The following is an 18,966-nucleotide window of genomic DNA, read 5'->3' as shown; positions in this document are numbered from 1 at the left end:
TTCAATTATGGTAGTTAAAATTTCTGGTAATTAGTTTAAAATCTCCAGCCGATAGCCTTTTCCGCGTATTACTGCAATTTTGATGTTCGGATCAAATTCCAGTTTTTTTCTGAGTTTTGATATAAACATATCCAAACTGCGCCCTACAATTACACCCTCATCTTCCCATATTTCTTTTTGCAACCGGCTCCGTGCTATGGTTTCATTTGGAGACAATGCAAAAATGAGTAATATACGGGTTTCCGTTCCGGTTAGCTCTATTGTTTTTTCATTTATGATGAGTTTCCGGTTTTTAGCATCGAACAATACTGAACCCAAAGTGAACATATTATTAGACTGTGCAGGAGGTAAAGCTTTTTGTGGCTTAACAGATCTCAAAAAAATAAAACCGACAATCGCTAAAAATGGCAGGCTGCCTAGCAGATATCCATTCCTTGCCTCATTTGTTCCTGTTGATTTAAATTTAATATTGATTAGGTAGCGTGCCATAGCTTGCTTTCTTCCTATGCAGGCTATAATATCATCTTTTTTGTTTTTGGATATGGCGAATCCATAGGCTATACCGGAGTTACCGGAATTCAAAACCTTAACAACGTAATCATCTGTTAACGGATCTTCTGTTAATATACGCTTTGTAGTACTCACCAGCGAAGCCGGTTCAAAAGTTAGCTCATGCTCAAAGCTGATCTGGTATTCATTCTCATTGATCTTTTTTACCGGCAACACCCTTGATGTACTGTCGCCCGACTGTAAGAGTATTTCATGCCCGATCCTGCGCAACAAAATTTCCCTTCTGCTGATATCAAAGTCATAGTTGCCTCCATTTATACTAAAAGCTACACATATTCCAGATATAAACAGGAATAGTATCAATCCGAACAGGTACTTGCCTTTCCCGGACAGAAGATTTCTGCTATCAAACATAGTGTCAAGTTTTTATTTACAAAGTTTACATTTTTATTTACAATTCTGGTTATCAGGATGGAAAGATATCAAAGTAATTTCGCTGAATCAGATTTAAAAATAAATTATGTCATTTCCGATCTGATTTATCAAGAAAATCTATATGTCATTTAAAAAAAACTAAAAAATTATGAAAAAAGTATTTTATGCGCTGATGTTACTACTTGTTGTGGTGAGCGGACTAGTATTTGCCAATCGTGAAATCAATAATGAAAGCACTAAGAAGCCATCCCTAAAGCCGCTTTCTGCTGCTGAAAGGAAAGCAGAATTGAAAAAATGGGAGGCTAGCCCTGCTGGTATCATGTACAAAAAATGGGAAGCGTCTCCCGCAGGTAAAAAAGTGCATGCCGCTGAAGCTAAAATAAGGAAAAACATTAAAGATTATACCAATATGGAGGGAGTTGTAACCTCACTTTCTCTTCCGCCAGGATCAAGATTAGGTTTCGGAGTTATGGTGAGGATAAATGGTGACGATTATATTGTAAAATTTGAGCCGGAGAAGTCTCAGCTTGAGCAATTACATAGCCTGAAAATTAACGACAAAATAATGATAAGAAGCCATAGCGTATCGCATGCGCCTAAGTATTCATATCCAATAATATCGTGCGAATATGCAGAACGGGATAGTAAAGTAATTTTTAAACGTGCTCCCCGCAAAGGCGGTTGCTGAGCAAATAATTATGGAATACATTCACTTATATATTTTATTTGTAAACAATATCCTCCTGAGGGAAGCTAATGAGAATAGTATTAATTTGTTTTTTATTGTAATCATCACAATTGCTGCAAGATAGAGCTGTATTTCCATGAAATACTGATGTCAATTAACTTTGTTGCCGCTATGTTACATGGTTAACTTGCAAGCTATCTTTTAATCAGTTAAGTTCGGGATATCCAAATATCAATCCATTCCCGAGTTATGAAACGATTATTACTGCTCTTGTCAATTTTTATTGCCTGCCGCTCTTTCGCAGCCGATATTTCTGTTTACAGCCAACGGCCAAACGATCCCGAAGCCTTTTATTTTTCGAAAGAAAAATATGGTATTGCAAATGATGGTAGTACCGATGTTTCTGAGGCTCTTCAGAAAGCCATTAATGAACTCAAAAAGGCAAAAAATTTCGGCATCCTGTTCATCCCGGAAGGGAAGTATAAGATCAGCAAAACCATTTATATTCCCAACGCCATTCGTTTGATTGGATACGGAAAAAAGCGTCCGGAATTTATTCTGGCCAAAAATTCACCGGGCTTTGATCAGGTTGTGCCAGATGATAAAGGAAAATCGAAATATATGTTCTGGTTTACCGGTGGGATAGTAGAAGGTACGCAGCAGCCAAGAGATGCCGGTGCGAGTACTTTTTACAGCGCCATGTCTAACATCAATTTAAAAATCGAAGATGGGAACAGCCAGGCCATTGCCCTCCGTACCCACTATGCCCAGCACAGTTTTATTAACCATGTGGCTGTTTACATCGGCAATGGCCGTGCGGGATTGTTCGATATTGGCAACGAACTCGAAGATGTTTCGTTTTATGGTGGCGATTATGGTATTTACACCACAAAGGCCTCGCCAGGCTGGCAGGTGATGATGGTAGATGCACGTTTTGAAGGACAACGGAAAGCTGCGCTTCATTGTCAGGAGTCAGGCTTAACCATGGTAAACCTTCAGGTTAAAAATGTACCCACGGTATTTGAAATCGATTCGAATTACAGCGACCGTTTATTTGTAGAAAACAGCCGTTTCGAAAACATAAGCGGACCGGCTTTAATTGTTAGCAACCAAAATAACAGCAATAATCAGATCAACTTCAGGAATGTCGACTGTTCGAATGTTCCGGTTTTGGTAAAATACCGTTTAAGCGGTGATCAGGTTCCTGTATCGCATAAAATCTATCAGATCAAAAACTTTTCTCATGGTTTACAGCTCGATAATATGCAGGCAAAAGCTGAGTACCGTACGGTAAGCGATTTGGTTCCTTTAAGCAAAATGCCTGCTCCCGCCAAAAATGATATACCGGCATTGCCGGCAATGGAAAACTGGGTGAATATTAAAGACCTTGGTGTAAAAGGCGATGACCAAACAGACGATACCAAAGCTTTTCAGGCTGCGATTGATCGATACGACAATATTTATGTTCCTCAGGGATGGTATATTATTTCCGAAACCCTCCACATGAAGCCAAAAACCAAACTGATAGGTCTTCACCCCTTTGGTACGCAACTAAAACTTGCAGAAAGCACAGCCGCATTTAGTGGTTTTGGTGGCCCAAAGGCGCTGATCGAATCTTCAGTAGGCGGTGCCAATGTATTTAACGGTATTGGTATCAATACCGGTGCTTATAACTACCGAGCGGTTGGGCTGAAGTGGATGGCTAGTGCCGATTCTTATGTAAACGACGTTAAGTTTGTGGGCGGACATGGCGGTTTGTCAAAACCTGATCCTGCTTCAGGGAATCAAAGTCAACAGTTTTACCGTCAGGGAGCCGGCCGTATCAGTTCGCCATCAAATCCGGTAACTGCACAGGGTGTGGATCTGGCATGGGATAACCAGTACTGGAGTTTTTGGGTAACCAATAACGGTGGCGGAACGATTAAAGATGTTTGGTCGGCATCTACTTACGCAACCAGCGGTTTATATGTTAATAATACCAGTACACCCGGCAGGATTTATGCCATGTCGATCGAGCACCATGTACGTAATGAAGCCCGTTTTAAAAATGTAGCAAACTGGAAGATCTATGCTTTCCAGCTTGAAGAAGAAAGCAGGGAAGGTACAGATGCCCAGCCTATCGAACTCGACAATTGTAAGCACATCAGCTTTGCGAACCTCTATATGTTCCGCGTAATCAGGATCAACGAACCTTATCATAGCTCGGTAAGGAACTGGAATTCAACAGATATCGAGTTCCTGAACATGCACAATTACTCACAGATTAAATACACCACCAACGTACCTGTTTACGATATCAACAAGGATATAGAAGTGCGGCCATGGGAATTTCAGCGGCTGGTAATTACAGGAACCGAGAAACGGAAAGAGCCTCTGACAGATGAAATTGGAAAGGTGCAGCAACTGGCCTCGGGGTTTGAATTTGCCGAGGGCATTACGCGGGATAGTAAAGGAAATATCTATTTTTCGGAACAACGGCTCAAAAGAATCTACAAATGGACTGCAGAAACCAACACGCTTTCTCTGCTCGCCGATTTTCCATGGGAACCTTTATCGCTGGCTACCGATTCGAAAGATAACCTGCTGGTTGTTTTCAGGTATAAACCACAACCTGGCTATTTGGTTAACGGCCAGCAGGAAGTTCCTAAAACATATCCCGATGTTAAAGGAACCTCTTTTGCCGGTTATGGAAACAACTCTTTTGAAACAAGGGTTTATTCAATAGACCCAAATCATCCGGAAGAAAGCATTTCGCTGCTGCAAAAGGTACCTATGGGATCGGTAAAAGAGGTGTATAAAGCCTTGTATACCTCGAACAGGTGGCGCGATTTTCACGACTTTAATGATGTGGTAATCTCCAAACCAGCACTATGTTTCGTTGCACCTGATGGCAAAACAGTTATACCCGAGCAATATGACCTGGCACGTGGATCGTCAATTTTAGAAGCTTATCCGGGCAAAACTTTTTATGCTTCTGATGAATACGACCGCCGCATGGTAAAAATGGATGTTGCTACTGATGGAACTTTATCAAACCTTAAATATTTTGTAGAGTGGGGCGAGTTTGGTTCGGCTGTAGATGCGAAGGGCAATTTGTATGTGGCCGATGGACAGATCCTGATCTTTGATAAAGATGGTAAAGAAAAAGGAACGATAGAAGTGCCCGAAAGACCTTCAACAATCCAGTTTGGAGGAAAAGATAATAAGACATTATTTATAACCGGACGCTCGAAATTGTTTAGCGTACGGGTGGAATAAGTTTATAATATACTGTCGTCACCCTGATTTAATAGCTATCGGATTTATTTCAGGATCTATCTAGCCATAAAGAGGGATCAGGTTCAGCATAACGACCGGATTATTCGTAAGTCTTATCTATCAAAAAACTCAGGGCTTCCTCAATTTCCGATCTGCCTTCTGCGGTTTTAAGGTCTAAACCGCAGAAGGTACAATCGTTAGTGGTGGCGTAAATATCCAGGTAGTAGATGCCCGATATCAATAGCGCAATGATGGCCCGGTATCTTTTAGCGTTTTCCTTGAAATGCGGGTCGGTGATGCTTTCAAACAGCATTGCGCCATTTTCTTCGCGATCGTCCGCCAGTTTTTTTAACGATTTTCTGTTTTCAAGCAATCCCCACAATAAAATTTTCTGAAACTCCTTATTCTTGAAAACATAATCGAACTGGGATAAAAGCATTGCTTTCGAAAACATTTTTCCGCCATCGTCCGCTATAGGATCGCCCGGTTCATTTTTTACATTGCTCCAGAAATCCTGTGAGCGGATATATTCATCAATCAGCTGGTCGCGACCGCCAAAATAAGTGTACATCAGTTTTTTGTCCAGCCCGGCGGTACGTGCAATATCGTTAACCTTTAGTCCCGAAAAACCTTTGCTATGCAATATTTTTTCAACGGCATCCAAAAATTTTTGTTTACTCTTTTCTTTGTCTCTTAGCTGTTTAACCTCTTTTTTCTGTTCCATTTTAATGAAAAATATTGCGTTGGAAAATTACGCAATCAAAATTAAATATTTTTATCACCGATTGGTGATATGTTGTATATTTGTTCGGCCATATCATGTATCTGAATATTGTGCCGCAAATTATTAACCAGACAATAAACAATATGAAAAAAGTAATTCCACTTACCGAATTATCTATCGAAGAATTATACAAGAAAAAACAGATGATAAAGGGTGCATTAATCGGACTTGGTTTGGTGATGCTTGCCGCATTTATTGTTTTAATTTATCTTGTTATTACAGCTAAAACGCCGAAAGTTCTGGCGGCTGTTCCGATATCCTGCATGCTGGCGTTGTTACCGGCGTTTATTAGCCTTGGCCAGATTAATAATGAGATTAAAAACCGCAATTCAAAATAACGATTTCAATGTCATCCGATTGCCTAAATTGTTCCGCTCCGGTAACTCAGAATTATTGCGCTAATTGTGGGCAAAAATCTTCTACGCACCGTTATTCCATCAAACATTTTATAGCCCACGATTTCGTTCATGGTATATGGCATGTTGATAAAGGTATTTTATTTACCCTTAAAGCACTTTTTACCCGGCCCGGTCATAGTGTGCGCGAGTTTATCCAGGGCAAAAGGGTTCCATATTTTAGTTTTGTTACGCTCATCCTGCTGATCTTGACGGCATCAAGTCTCATCGCACCATATACGCATGGTAGCATGACGGACCTGATGCCTCAGGCAAGCAAGGCAATGATGGGTGAGATCGAAAAATTTATCTCCGACCACCCAAAGCTGATACTAATTATTACCATTCCCATATATTCATTTTTTACTTTTATATGGTTCCGGAAAGCAAAACTTAATTATTCCGAACACCTGGTGTTAAATTCGAACCGCATTATTGTCGAATTGATTATTGGGTTGCTTTTCTCGGTCATTACTATTTTTTACACCAATAGCAAAGTGTTAGTGTTGTATTTTGGTGCGGTAACACTATTTGCATTTATTTATAGCATTTGGTTTTATTACCAGTTTTTTTCTGGATTTAATTATAGTAAAAAAGGATTGTTGCTGCGGAGTATCCTTGTTCCTGCCTCTTACTACATGGTGTCATTTTTAATTGGTGTGGTATCTGCCATTATTAATTTGAAGCATTGATTATTTTTCATCTACCTATGGAAAATAATTTTTACACGATAAACGCTTAAAACAATTAAATGGAAAGCTTTTCGCCCTGCCAGCCAGTGGTTCGAAGAAATTGTTCCCAGTTCAGGCTATCCGGATCTGTTAAACGGCTCCATAACAAATCACGGTCTTTACCGAAATAACCATAATCAACAGCATATTCTGCCATTCCAAGTATTTCACGTACTAAAAGCTCGTTTGAACTAAATTCGGGAAAATGATCAAGAAAATCTGTTCGTGTAAAAGCAGAACTATATACCGCTTTTCTTCCGGTAACACTAATAAAAGTATTCACCATTTCCTGCGGGGAGATAATATCACCAATTACGGGTAAAGATTTGCTTGCATATTTGTCTGGATTTGATAAAATTTCTAAAACAGCAGGTCCTGTAGCAGTAAGCGGATCAACAAATGGGGCACGGAAATTCTTTGGCAAATATATCGGAAACACGAGTGTATCGCCTTCAATCTTTGGCGTATAGAACTCCATTAAATTAGTGTAGAAAAAAGCCATGTAGATAAATGAACTTCTAATTGGAAGTGTGCGGATGTATGCCTCAATATTCGCCTTATCAGTAAAGTGGGGTGCAAATTTTTTACCTCCAGTAATTTTATCTACATTTTCCAAACTACTGAAGATTAGGTATTTAACACCTGCTTTAACTGCCGAGTCTGCCAATTGTTTACCCAACTCAAACTCATGCGTTTGCGGAGGAGCTATATTGGGTGTCATCATAAAAACACCATCTGAGCCACGGAACGCTTCTACAAAATCTTTTTCATATCCCAGATCTAGTGGTATACTGATCAGTTCGGCACCCTTTTCGATTAAATTAAGTGCCTCAGGCGAATCAATACGGCGGGTAATACCACGCACACGATAACGCCCACTATTTAATAATGTACGGGCAACACTAATTCCCTGCTTACCTAAAATGCCGGTGATTGTGATGAGCGGTTTATCTTTTTGTGTTGATGCATTTTCTGCTTTTAGATTAGATCCCATGATTGTAAATGATTAAAAAATTAAACTATAAAAAGTATAGTTGCAAAACTATTTATAGTTTAATAAATTTGCAATAACTATCCAATTGGATAGGCTTAAAGAATTAATGGTTATGAATATAGAATGTGAAAGTGACTATATAAAAGTTAACGAAAAGTTATACCCCTGCACGGTAAGTTTAGCGATGGATCTGATCGGTGGAAAATGGAAAACAGTGATTCTGTATCATTTAAAAGATACAGATAAACGCTATAACGAGCTCAGAAAAGAAATGCCTGGCGTAACAGAAAGAACATTGAGTTTGCAATTAAAGCAATTGGAAGAGGATGGCTTAATCTCAAGGAAGGTATATGGTGAAAAGCCGCCTATCAAAGTTATTTATGGCTTAACAAAATTTGGCAGATCGTGCATACCCTTACTTAACGCCATTCTTTTATGGGGCAACCACATCGCGGAACAGAAAGGAGAATTTATAAATACGCTGGCAGCGAATGCCTGATTTAATGTTATTGATACACGTTACCATGAGTGATAATTTAAATAAAATTCATTCTTATTAGTTTAAAGGTAATCCTGATAAAATTTTCTATCCTTAAAGTTACTTTCCCTTAATATTTTCTTAATCATTACACAACCTTACGGGCATCTTATCGAAATACCTTCGCGTAAAAATAATTTTATGAAGAAAATAGTTTCGCTGATCGCCTTGCTTGGGCTTTCGGTAGGGTATTTATCGGCCCAGGAGAATCATGTAGTATTGATCAGTATAGATGGTTTACGACCAGAATTTTATTTAGATCCGCAGTGGGGTATGGTTAATGTGCGTCAGGGAATGAACAAAGGCTCTTACGCCGAAGGTGTGCGTGGCAGTTTTCCTACCGTAACTTATCCTTCGCATACTACTATTGTAAGTGGTGTATTACCAGCAAAACATGGTATTTATTATAACACACCGGTTGAGCCTTTGGGCATTTCGGGCAAATGGTTCTGGTATTACAAAGATATTAAGGTACCTACCATCTGGACAGCTGCTAAAGATGCGGGTTTAACTACTGCAGGCGTGAGCTGGCCGGTTACTGTAGGCGCACCGATTAACTATAACCTGCCCGAATATGTAATCCTGCCACAGGGTAAAGGCGAAAAGAAAGATGAAATTAAAGCCATGTTGCAGGAATCGAATCCGAAAGAACTTTTTCAGGAAGTGCAGGATAATGCCATCGGTAAGTTTGGTGAATTCGGTGCTTCGATTGATTTTTTTACCAGCGATCAGAACAAATCTAGAATGGCCGCTTATATCCTGAAAAGATATAAACCAGCTTTTTTAGCGCTGCATATTGCATTACTTGATCATTTTGAACATGAGCAGGGTAGAGATGGTGATAAAGTAAGATCGGCTATTGTTGGTGCTGACGTAGCCATTAAAACCATTATAGATGCGGCAGAAGCTGCCGGTATCAGTAAAAATACCACTTTTATCATTACAGGCGATCATGGTTTTGTAGATATCCATACCCAGGTTAACCTAAATGTAATGCTGGCTAAATTGGGCTTGTACAGCGATACAAATAGAGAAAGCTGGAAAGCTTATTTCCAGCAGAGCGGTGGTTCTTCTTTCCTGCATCTGAGAGATCCAAAAGATAAGGCCACTTTAGAAAAAGTTAAACAGGCTTTAAACGAACTTCCTGAAGGTATTAAAAAAACATTCCATGTATTGGATAAAGAAGCGTTAACCAAAGCACAGGGCGATCCGAATGCGTTTATGGCACTGGCTGCAAACCAGGGTTTTAGTTTTGGTGCTGCGGCATCGGGCGAAATGCTTACCCCTGCAAGCGGAGGTACACACGGATACCTGCCTACTGATTTTAAAGAAATCCAGACTGGTTTTGTTGTTTTTGGTAAAGGCATTAAACAAGGTACTGTGTTGCCATTAATGGGTCAGGAAGATATTGCACCTTTAATTGCAAAATTGTTAAACCTGAACCTTAAAACCGACGGGGTTTTATACCCGGGTTTGCTTGCGCCGGTTAAGAAATAGGATTCTCTCTTGTCTCTTTTTTAATAAGATCGTCATTTCGAACGCATTCGAAGTGACGATTATTCTAGCGGGTCGTCACCCTGAACTTGTTTCAGGGGCTTTTATAAAAGATTAGATCTCTCTCCCGAATATACCTATCGTGTGGACTCAAATACCAATATTTCTCCGCTCCTATGCCGCGGGGGCATGGAAGTTTCACTTTAAATTTTATTTTTAATTGTGTTCAAGAATACTCNCTTTAAATTTTATTTTTAATTGTGTTCAAGAATACTCCGCATTTTGGAGCGCCAAAGTACCCAAAGCGCTTCGTCAATCCAGCAATGTGCGCTCACACAAGGCCCATGCACATCAAAAAAACAGCGGCACCTTGTTTTGTGCAGCAACTACTTAGTTAACGGTTCGGATAAAACAGCACAAAACCACTGCATTTCATTTTTGGTAGTGCTAATTGTTCTATTTTGCAACTGTTTTTTGATTCTCCCCGTCCCGATAAATTTCATGTTTGGTAGTGCTAATTGTTCTATTTTGCAACTGTTTTTTGATTCTCCCCGTCCCGATAAATTTCATGTTTGGTAGTGCTAATTGTTCTATTTTGCAACTGTTTTTTGATTCTCCCCGTCCCGATAAATATCGGGAGGATTGACGGGCGTACTTCGGTAAAATCTGTTTGTTTTTCAAAGCAAACTAGCATAGCGCCATAAAAAGATGTGTCAACACGATAGGAATTTTCGGCACGTTTCAGTCGGGATGACGATTTTTTCCATCCTACATCATCCATCCTACATCATCCATTTTACATTTTTCCCTATTACATCCATTATTAATGTTAATTTTCGCCAATGGATACGATTACAAATTTTCCAACGCTCGATATCAGCGAATTTTGGCCCAGTCAGGATGCAGGAAATAATTTATTGTACCACGAAATCATCGGGGAAAGACATATCGAAAAGCCACATAAACACGATTTTTTTCTCTTTATGTTATTTGAAGAGGGGAGTGGCACGCACAGCATCGATTTTATTGATCACCGGGTTGCGGGCAGGCAGTTACACTTATTGTTTCCTGAGCAGATCCATAAATGGGAATTGCAGAAAAATACCCACGCGCATCAGTTGATGATCAGCAGAAGTATCTTCGAAACCCTGGCTAATTCTTTACGGTTTTCGTTAATTCTGTACCAGAATTATCCGGTTATCAATTTAAGTGCCGAAGCCTTCCAGGATATCTTATATGAGTTTAAACAGATTAAAAATGAACTTGCAAAGCCTGATATATTATGGGAAATTGTACTGTCCAGAACCAGGCTCATTGCCCTGATGATCAGTCGGGAAGCGGAAACTATTTTTAATAACCACACCGTTTACCAAACCAAACCCTTGCTTTTTAAATACCGATCGCTGATTGATGCCCATTATAAAGCAGAAAAACTTGTGGCTTTTTATGCCGATCAATTGAATATTTCGGCAAATTACCTGAATATCCTCTGTAAAAGATATTTCAATGTATCTGCTACAGCACTCATTCACGAAAGATTGATCCTTGAGGCTAAACGGATCTTATTAACTACCGAAAAACCAATTAAAGTAATCGCTTTCGATCTCGGCTTTTATGATGTAGCCTATTTTTCTAAATTCTTTAAAAAACATACGCAGATTACACCACATGCTTTTCGGGAGCAGTGATGAATAAAACTGTAAATTGTACTCCATTATTGAAAAATTTGAATCAATAGTTATAAATGATACAATTTTTGAAATAAATCTTACTAGTGAAAAAAACTGACAGCGTTTTACATTTGTGAAAAGAAACCCTGTTACGATGAATCCACAACCGATCTCCCGAAAAGATTTTATCAGAAGCTCTTCTATTTTGCTTGCAAGCACCTGTATTCCTTCAACAGAGGTAACAAAGGCAAATGAAATACTAATGGAAAATTTTGCAGATAAAACGCTTACCTTAAAAAATGTAAGGCTCGAAACCGGGTTCGATTACGATGGTGATGAGGTAATCCATACCAAAACCGAACTCTTTACTGTAGAAATCGAAAAAGGGAAGATCAAAAATGTGCTGCCTAATCAACCCAAAGCAAAAGCGATTGATGCTAAAGGGTTATTGATGCTGCCGGCTTTCAGGGACATGCATATCCACCTCGATAAAACCTATTATGGTTTACCGTGGCAGGCACATTTAAAAAAGAACAAATCGGTAAAGGATATGATCGCTTTTGAGCAACAGGTAATTCCTGAATTGTTAAAAACTTCCATTCCGCGTACAGAAAAACTAATCGGGTTGCTTCAGTCGTACGGAACCAGTTATGCACGGTCGCATGTAAATATTGATCCTACTTCTCAACTCGATTCTTTAAAACATTTACAAACTGCCTTAGAAAATAAAAGTAAATCTTTCGGGGCTGAGCTGGTGGCTTTCCCTCAGCATGGGCTTTATTACACCAAATCTGCTGATTTATTAAAAGAAGCAGCCAAAATGGACATCGATTTTATCGGCGGACTCGATCCGACTTCTATTGATGGGGGTATCGAAAAACACATGGATTTTGTGATTCAGCTAGCCCTTGATAATGGAAAAGGCATTGATATCCACCTTCACGAATCAGGAGAATCCGGAATTAAAACCATCGAATACCTGATTGATAAAGTAAACGAGAACCCGGTTTTGAAAGGGAAAACTTATGTAAGTCATGCTTTTGCCTTGAGGTATCTTGACAAATCGAAAACCGAAGAAATAGCTGAAAAATTGGGTGCTGCAAAAGTAGGTATTGCATCAACCATTCCACTTTCGGGCAGTCCGATGCCCATTCCCACGCTTTACAAATATGGCGTAGAAGTACTTGCAGGCAACGATTGCATTGTAGACCATTGGAATACCTTTGGCACAGGCAGCATTCTGCAAAAAGCAAACATTGCTGCACAGATTTACGGTTACCGTACCGAATTTGAACTTTCGAGGATATTAAAACTGGCCACAGGTAACATTCTTCCTTTGGATGATAAAGGAAAGAGGCAATGGCCTGCAGCTGGCAATCAGGCCAATGTGGTGCTGGTTGATGCGAGCTGCTCAGCCGAAGCTGTTTCGAGGGTATCGCCTGTCAAATCATTAATCCACGAGGGTAACCTGGTTTTCTGATCGAATAATTGGTTCATAATTTGCTAACTTAAATTATGATTAATGTTAGTCCCGAATTACAGCAAGAAGCACAATTACTTATCGCCAATAACAAGAAAATATTGGCAGTAAAATTAATTATCGATCATACCCGCTGCGGTTTAAAAGAAGCCAAAGATTATATAGACGGTTTACAGGCAGGTTTTCAGAAACCTTTATCAAATCCTGTTCATCTGGATGAACAGGTGTTGGCTATTTTAAGTCAGGGTAATAAGCTGGCTGCCATTAAACATTATAAAGATGCCACGGGTTTAGGCCTAGCAGAAAGTAAAGATTATGTGGAAAAGCTGATGCAGTACAAGGTTAGTGGCAATATTGCACAGCAAAGCAGGGATACCGATATTCAAAATCTCATTTCCAATAATGCCATCAATAGTCAAAATCCCCTCAAAAGGTTTTTAATCAAATTGTTGATTATTTTCCTTGTGGCGATAGCTTTAACTTATCTCATGTTCAAAATTTAGCCTTAAACAGATTGCAATATTTCTGATAGAATGAAAATGTGGCGTTCAAAAGTCTTATCTTGAATTTACACACAAATAAATCTTTAGAATATGAAAATTACATTGGACACCAAATTCCTTTTATTGGGATTTTTAGGCGCTGGCTTAATGTTCACCGCCATCAGTTTTAAAAACGAACAAAGCCCTTTTATCGGGAAATATCACACAGAAGTAAATGCCAATAATATGGTGGTTATCCTGGATAGCGAAACCGGAAATTACATCATTGCACCACCTATACAACAAAGTGGAAAAACGACCTGGATAAAAGGAGAGTTTAATAAAACTTTTAGTGCTGCTATTGATAACAAAAGAGAGGCGAAGCAATAACGGTTTGTTAACTAGGCAGACCGTCATTGCGAGAAGGCTTTTTCAGCCGACGAAGCAATCTAATAACAATTGCTACCTCTCGTGCATTAAGATTGCTTCGTCGTTCCTCCTCGCAATGACGACTCTTTTCATTGAAATCTGTCAATGGTAGCAAAGTCGAAAGACTACTTTACACTTACCCTTTCCACAATAGGCTTACCAGTTGCTTCATCAGTTCCCTCTATCTCAGCATATTTTACATTGGGTAGCCAGAAACTTCCGCCCTGTATCCTTATAAACAAGCGGCTAACCTTAATCGTATGGTTATTAATCGTTACCCAAGCATGATAACTTTTATCAGCGGAGCGTTGCAGATAAAAGGGTAGCTTTTTATGCGATACAAAGCGAAATTCGTATTTATCGCCTCCTAATGCTTTTGTATCAATACCATAGGCAAATTTTCGCTGGATATAACCAAGATCTTTCTTTTGCCCTTTCTCTCCATAACGGATCCAGTATACCTGGATGGGCGAATCGGCATCAACATTGCCGTTTTCTTTCAGGTTTAAAGCATAAATAAGTGTATTCGTGTTCGGATCGCGCTGAAGATAGAACAGCATGTGATCTATATTTTTAGGCGTAGGAAAATTAATGGGAGAGGGGTCTTTTGCTTGTGCCCTGGATTGGGTTGTGAAAAGAACAAGGCTTAAAACGGTTAAAAATAAGTTTTTGGTCGATGTTGAAAATGGCGGTGGTATTATATGCATTTCAGGATTTTTATATGAATGAGCCGTTTATTTGAGCTCAGGTGTCTGTTTTTTCTTGATTTTCCTTTGGGGTTTCTTCTTCGCTTTCTTTTAACTGTTCGTTATAAAGCCGGTCTGATTCGGCCCTGCAATGTTCATAGTCGTTTAACTTTTCGCAGGATGTATTTCCATGGATTTCAAAAAAATCCCTGATTGATGGGTAATCAAAATGAATTGACATTTCTTAAAATTTAGGTTACCAATTTCAGAAAGAGGGGATTGCCGTTAGTCATTCGTTGAAAATAAGCACATTGGCTATTTTCAAACTCATCTTTTCTGCTACCTGCAGCTGGAATTAGCACCTTGTTAAAACAGGTTGCTAAGACATCAAAGGGCCATTCCCTCCGTCTTTCTTGATAAGTATGTAATATAATTTCAGACGTCATGGACGGAATCGAACCGCCGTACTAGGTTTTGCAGACCTTTACCTCGCCACTCGGCCACATGACTATGTGTTCTTTTTCGATTAGCTTATTATCTGCTTTTCGTATAAGACAGAACAAAGGTAAAAATTAATTACTATAAATTCTATAGAAATAGTAGTTTTTTTTGTGAATTTTGTTTTTTCCTGTCATCCTGAGTGCGACGAAGGATCTTTTTAATGGATGATGGAAAATGGATGATGGAAGATAATTCTGCGGCGATCAGCGAAATCAGCGGGAGCTACAAAGCAAAATGTTTTCCCGCAGATTAAAGAAGATTCACGCCGATCGTAGTGCTTAGTAATCGCGACTTTATAAATTATTATCTATAAATTATCGTCATTTCGGCCGTAGTGGAGAACCCGAAGGCTCTGCGAAGCAAAATCTATTCCGAGGTAGATCTCTCCGCTCCACTGCGTTCCGGAGATGACGAAGCGCTATGCGCTCTGGTCCGCATTATGCTCTCTGCTTTATCCTCTCTGCCCAAAACCCTCTGCTTAAACTACTTGTATAATAAATTATTCTATTGTAAATCAGTTAATTATAAATAAAGTCTATAAAATCCATAGGAATACTTGTATAAATTGTTCAAAGTTTATACTTTTACAAAAAATTAAAACAGTTCACCAGCAAATCTACGTTCGATATGAAACTCCGCAGACAACCTCAGCCATATTCTCTGATCCATTTTTCAGGTCAGTATAACTGCTGTTGCCGCTAATATAAGCTAAGATACGGATCACCTGATAAAGGTTTTCATTCAGATATTCTCATTTAAAAATCCTGGTACCCCGGGGCATTTTGATAGAATATTATGGTGGTCATGTATTTCAGTCAATAAGTTGCCGGGGTATCAGGAACAGCCCAAACTAATCACCACCACTAGTTTAGGTTATTACTCTAATTAATTCACCACCATTAATTAGTTGATTTATACAGAAGAAGGGAGAGTCAGTCCTCGTTGAACTTCTAGCAACTTTCCATAGGAAAAAGTGCTCAAACTGATCTAGCAATAGATTATAAATTAACCGGTAACAAGTAAACACATCGTTTCCCGTTAAAGATCATGATGCAATAACAGCTGTTAAACAGCCTGTAGCTTTGCTGTATGGTTTTCCGTGCGAATCATTGTGCCTTGTTATCAAAAACTCTAAAACGATAGTGTTTAACTAATAATGATGATTATGAAAACGAGAATTACCTCAAAAATTGCATGCCTAACCACCTCAATATTGCTACTGGGAGGCATTGCATCAGCCAGGGTGGCAAAACCGTTCCCTAAAGAAGGGATCTGGAGGGGAGAGTTTAGTGTAAGCGAATCAAAAGTACCTTTTAACTTCCAATTGAAAGGAAAAACACCACAAACAGCCATTTTAACGCTCATCAATGGCTCCAGACGTGATGATTTTCATGTAGAACGACGCGGCGACGATTCGATTTACGTAAAAATGAACACTTATGATGCGGCGCTGGTAGCGAAGATCGAAACTGATGGTACCTTATCAGGCGAATACCGCAGTCTGGTACCCGGTTTCAGGGGTAATTCTTTGCCATTTGTTGCCGAACATGGCAAAAGTTACCGCTTTGTAGAACCGGGTAAAGATGTAGCCCCAAAACACAACATTACTGGTAAGTGGGAAATTAAAACCTATACCAAAGAAGCTGTGCCGGCCTCAATTGCTTTATTGAAACAGAACGGTAACAAGCTTACCGGTGTAATCATGACCGTTGTAGGCGATACCCGCGAGCTCGAAGGTACCGTACAGGGCGATGAATTTGAATTGTCGGGTTTTACCGGGCCTAGTCCTTTTATTGTGAAGGGAAAAATCAACGATGATAACAGCATTACCGGCGAACAGGGTTTTGGAATTTACAAAAACCTGAAATTTGATGGTCAGCGTAACGAAAAAGCCGAACTTCCTGATCCTTATAAACTTACTTTCCTGAAAGAAGGTTACAGCAAACTTGATTTTACCTTCCCTGATCTGAGCGGGAAAAATGTTTCTTTAAGTGATGATAAATACAAAGGTAAGGTAGTGATTATCGAAACCATTGGTACCTGGTGCCCGAATTGTACAGATCAAACGGTATTTCTTTCACCATGGTTTAAAAAGAACCAAAAACGTGGGGTAGAAGCCATAGCCATTGGTTTTGAGCAGAAAGATGACCTGGAATATGCCAAATATACCTTAGGCAAGCTGAAAGAAAAATATGATATCACTTATGATATTCTGTTCGGTGGCATTGCCGATAAAAAAGTGGTGGCCGAAAAATTGCCTGCGCTGAATAAATTCATTGCTTTCCCAACTACGATTATTATCGATAGAAAAGGAAATGTGCGGGAAATCTACACCGGTTATACCGGAACCGTAACCGGAAAATACTTTAACGATTACGAAGCCAAATTCAATAAAGTGTTAGACGAGCTGATTGCTGAACCAGTACCCGAAAAGTTAGCCTCAACCGAAACACTAAAAAGTAAATAAAACCAAACCAACTAACCTAAATATTGGGCTGTATTTTATTACAGCTCATATTTTAACCTACACCTAAAATTATACAAGATGAAAAATTACTATGCTAAAATGCAGGTGCTGGCTTTGGCATCCCTCATTTCTACTACGGCTTTTGCTGTAAATAAGGTAGACGAAGAGCCAAAAGTGGCCAAAAAATTTATAAAAGAAGGAATTTGGCGAGGTGTATTCAAGGTTGCTGAAACCGAAGTACCATTTAATTTCGAACTCAAAGGAAAAGATGCTGAGCATGCTACCTTCACTTTGTTAAACGGAACCCGTAGAGACGATTTCCACATTAAATATTTGGGTCAGGATTCTTTGTTTATCAAAATGAATACCTACGATGCGGCTTTAGTGGCCAAAATAGAAAGTGATGGCAGGATTTCTGGCGAATATAAAAGCCTGGTGCCGGGTTTGCAGGGTAATGCTTTGCCTTTTACTGCCGAACAAGGCAAATCATATCGCTTTGTTGAACCTGGTAAAGATGTAGCACCTACCGCCAATTTAACCGGTAAATGGGAATTTAAAGGATTTTCTAAAGAAGCCGTTCCAAATAAAGTAGCCATTTTAAAACAGGAAGGTAATAAACTTACCGGTGTAATTATGCAGGTAACCGGCGATAGCCGCGAGCTAGAAGGTACCGTACAGGGAAACCAGTTTGTGCTTTCCGGATTTAGTGGCCCCAGTCCTAAAATTTATAAAGGCACAATTAACGAAGACGGCACACTTTCTGGCGAAATCAGTCAGGGGATTTACGATAACTTAAAGTTTACCGGCGTAAAAGATAGCAAAGCCGAGCTGCCCGATCCCTACAAATTAACACACTTAAAAGAAGGCGTTAAAAAACTTGCTTTTACTTTTCCAGACCTCAACGGCAAACCGGTTTCGCTAACCGACGATAAATATAAAGGTAAAGTGGTGATTGTGGAACTGGTAGGTACCTGGTGCCCTAATTGTACCGATCAAACCGTATTTCTTTCGCCCTGGTTTAATAAAAACAGCAAAAGAGGTGTAGAAGCCATAGCGATTGGTTTCGAACAGAAAGACGACCTGGAATATGGAAAATATACCCTGGGTAAACTCCGCGATAAATACAATATCAAATACGATATCCTGTTCGGAGGACTGGCCGATAAACGTTTGGTTGCCGATAAACTTCCGGCTTTGAACAAATTTATTGCTTACCCAACCACCATTATTATCGACCGTAAGGGTGAGGTACGCGAAATCTACACTGGATACACCGGAACTGTTACCGGAAAATATTATGATGATTATGAGAAAAAATTCAATAAAGTGCTCGACGAATTAATTGCAGAACCAGTACCACCGGCAGCCTATTTTGAGGCACAGGCAAATGGAAAATAGATACCACCTAAACTAAAAACCAAAAT

Annotated in this window: 18 protein-coding genes, 1 tRNA gene and 2 riboswitches; of the genes, 12 read left to right on the top strand and 7 right to left on the bottom strand. The window is 39.4% G+C overall.

The features are described 5' to 3' along the window. Window positions 1-30 precede the first annotated feature (30 nt). Window positions 31-924, bottom strand: coding sequence for a winged helix-turn-helix domain-containing protein (locus DRW42_RS23650; protein ID WP_113951341.1), 894 nt, complete (start codon window positions 922-924; stop codon window positions 31-33). Between the two features lie 169 nt (window positions 925-1,093). Between DRW42_RS23650 and DRW42_RS23645 the strand changes: the two genes are divergently transcribed. Both DRW42_RS23645 and DRW42_RS23640 read left to right on the top strand, forming a co-directional pair. Next, entirely contained in the window at window positions 1,094-1,633 is a 540-nt protein-coding gene (locus DRW42_RS23645) for a hypothetical protein (protein ID WP_113951340.1), read from the top strand. Between the two features lie 249 nt (window positions 1,634-1,882). Beyond that, a complete protein-coding gene (locus DRW42_RS23640; protein ID WP_113951339.1) occupies window positions 1,883-4,891 on the top strand; it encodes a glycosyl hydrolase family 28-related protein in 3,009 nt (1,002 codons plus the stop codon). 100 nt (window positions 4,892-4,991) lie between these two features. Here the strand turns inward: DRW42_RS23640 and DRW42_RS23635 are convergent, their stop codons facing one another. Next, window positions 4,992-5,615, bottom strand: coding sequence for a TetR/AcrR family transcriptional regulator (locus DRW42_RS23635; protein ID WP_113951338.1), 624 nt, complete (start codon window positions 5,613-5,615; stop codon window positions 4,992-4,994). A gap of 143 nt (window positions 5,616-5,758) precedes the next feature. Here DRW42_RS23635 and DRW42_RS23630 point away from each other — a divergent pair, with 143 nt between their 5' ends. Together DRW42_RS23630 and DRW42_RS23625 are read left to right on the top strand one after the other, a co-directional pair. Beyond that, window positions 5,759-6,013: a hypothetical protein gene (locus DRW42_RS23630; RefSeq protein ID WP_147243797.1), complete on the top strand. Its 255-nt coding sequence runs from the start codon at window positions 5,759-5,761 to the stop codon at window positions 6,011-6,013. Between the two features lie 8 nt (window positions 6,014-6,021). After that, window positions 6,022-6,762 carry a DUF3667 domain-containing protein gene (locus DRW42_RS23625; protein ID WP_113951336.1) on the top strand — a complete coding sequence of 247 codons (741 nt, stop codon included), beginning with the start codon at window positions 6,022-6,024 and terminating at the stop codon, window positions 6,760-6,762. A gap of 55 nt (window positions 6,763-6,817) precedes the next feature. Here the strand turns inward: DRW42_RS23625 and DRW42_RS23620 are convergent, their stop codons facing one another. Next, on the bottom strand, window positions 6,818-7,795 hold the full coding sequence (locus tag DRW42_RS23620; RefSeq protein WP_113951335.1) for an NmrA/HSCARG family protein: 978 nt from the start codon (window positions 7,793-7,795) through the stop codon (window positions 6,818-6,820). Window positions 7,796-7,907: 112 nt separating this feature from the next. On the opposite strand from DRW42_RS23620, the gene DRW42_RS23615 reads away from it, so the two are divergent. Together DRW42_RS23615 and DRW42_RS23610 are read left to right on the top strand one after the other, a co-directional pair. Then, window positions 7,908-8,294, top strand: coding sequence for a winged helix-turn-helix transcriptional regulator (locus tag DRW42_RS23615; RefSeq protein WP_244215361.1), 387 nt, complete (start codon window positions 7,908-7,910; stop codon window positions 8,292-8,294). Between the two features lie 180 nt (window positions 8,295-8,474). Continuing rightward, window positions 8,475-9,830 carry an alkaline phosphatase family protein gene (locus DRW42_RS23610; protein WP_113951333.1) on the top strand — a complete coding sequence of 452 codons (1,356 nt, stop codon included), beginning with the start codon at window positions 8,475-8,477 and terminating at the stop codon, window positions 9,828-9,830. A gap of 520 nt (window positions 9,831-10,350) precedes the next feature. Here the strand turns inward: DRW42_RS23610 and DRW42_RS28610 are convergent. Further along, entirely contained in the window at window positions 10,351-10,608 is a 258-nt protein-coding gene (locus DRW42_RS28610; RefSeq protein ID WP_147243796.1) for a hypothetical protein, read from the bottom strand. Between the two features lie 61 nt (window positions 10,609-10,669). Between DRW42_RS28610 and DRW42_RS23605 the strand changes: the two genes are divergently transcribed. From DRW42_RS23605 to DRW42_RS23590, 4 genes are all read left to right on the top strand, one after another. Beyond that, window positions 10,670-11,515 carry an AraC family transcriptional regulator gene (locus DRW42_RS23605; protein ID WP_113951332.1) on the top strand — a complete coding sequence of 282 codons (846 nt, stop codon included), beginning with the start codon at window positions 10,670-10,672 and terminating at the stop codon, window positions 11,513-11,515. A gap of 115 nt (window positions 11,516-11,630) precedes the next feature. Further along, a complete protein-coding gene (locus tag DRW42_RS23600; protein WP_244215360.1) occupies window positions 11,631-12,977 on the top strand; it encodes an amidohydrolase in 1,347 nt (448 codons plus the stop codon). Window positions 12,978-13,012: 35 nt separating this feature from the next. Then, the gene (locus DRW42_RS23595; RefSeq protein ID WP_113951330.1) at window positions 13,013-13,480 is read left to right on the top strand and encodes a ribosomal protein L7/L12; all 468 of its coding nucleotides are present in this window, start codon (window positions 13,013-13,015) and stop codon (window positions 13,478-13,480) included. A 90-nt stretch (window positions 13,481-13,570) separates the two neighbouring features. After that, window positions 13,571-13,849 carry a hypothetical protein gene (locus DRW42_RS23590; protein ID WP_113951329.1) on the top strand — a complete coding sequence of 93 codons (279 nt, stop codon included), beginning with the start codon at window positions 13,571-13,573 and terminating at the stop codon, window positions 13,847-13,849. A 164-nt stretch (window positions 13,850-14,013) separates the two neighbouring features. Here the strand turns inward: DRW42_RS23590 and DRW42_RS23585 are convergent, their stop codons facing one another. The 3 genes from DRW42_RS23585 to DRW42_RS23575 form a co-directional block, all read right to left on the bottom strand. Further along, window positions 14,014-14,595, bottom strand: coding sequence for a DUF4833 domain-containing protein (locus DRW42_RS23585; RefSeq protein WP_113951328.1), 582 nt, complete (start codon window positions 14,593-14,595; stop codon window positions 14,014-14,016). A gap of 37 nt (window positions 14,596-14,632) precedes the next feature. Beyond that, window positions 14,633-14,815: a hypothetical protein gene (locus DRW42_RS23580; protein ID WP_113951327.1), complete on the bottom strand. Its 183-nt coding sequence runs from the start codon at window positions 14,813-14,815 to the stop codon at window positions 14,633-14,635. 83 nt (window positions 14,816-14,898) lie between these two features. Next, window positions 14,899-14,997, bottom strand: a riboswitch (SAM riboswitch). A gap of 16 nt (window positions 14,998-15,013) precedes the next feature. Further along, window positions 15,014-15,084, bottom strand: a tRNA-Cys gene (locus DRW42_RS23575). A gap of 900 nt (window positions 15,085-15,984) precedes the next feature. Then, a riboswitch (SAM riboswitch) is annotated at window positions 15,985-16,082 on the top strand. A gap of 158 nt (window positions 16,083-16,240) precedes the next feature. Here DRW42_RS23575 and DRW42_RS23570 point away from each other — a divergent pair. After that, the gene (locus tag DRW42_RS23570; RefSeq protein ID WP_113951326.1) at window positions 16,241-17,542 is read left to right on the top strand and encodes a peroxiredoxin family protein; all 1,302 of its coding nucleotides are present in this window, start codon (window positions 16,241-16,243) and stop codon (window positions 17,540-17,542) included. A gap of 78 nt (window positions 17,543-17,620) precedes the next feature. Next, window positions 17,621-18,940, top strand: coding sequence for a peroxiredoxin family protein (locus tag DRW42_RS23565; RefSeq protein WP_208643624.1), 1,320 nt, complete (start codon window positions 17,621-17,623; stop codon window positions 18,938-18,940). Window positions 18,941-18,966: the final 26 nt, after the last annotated feature.

The sequence above is a fragment of the Pedobacter miscanthi genome (genome assembly GCF_003315595.1).
GTDB lineage: Bacteria > Bacteroidota > Bacteroidia > Sphingobacteriales > Sphingobacteriaceae > Pedobacter > Pedobacter miscanthi.
The sequence above is the reverse complement of the archived record's forward strand: the minus strand, read 5'-3'. Positions and strand labels throughout refer to the sequence as shown.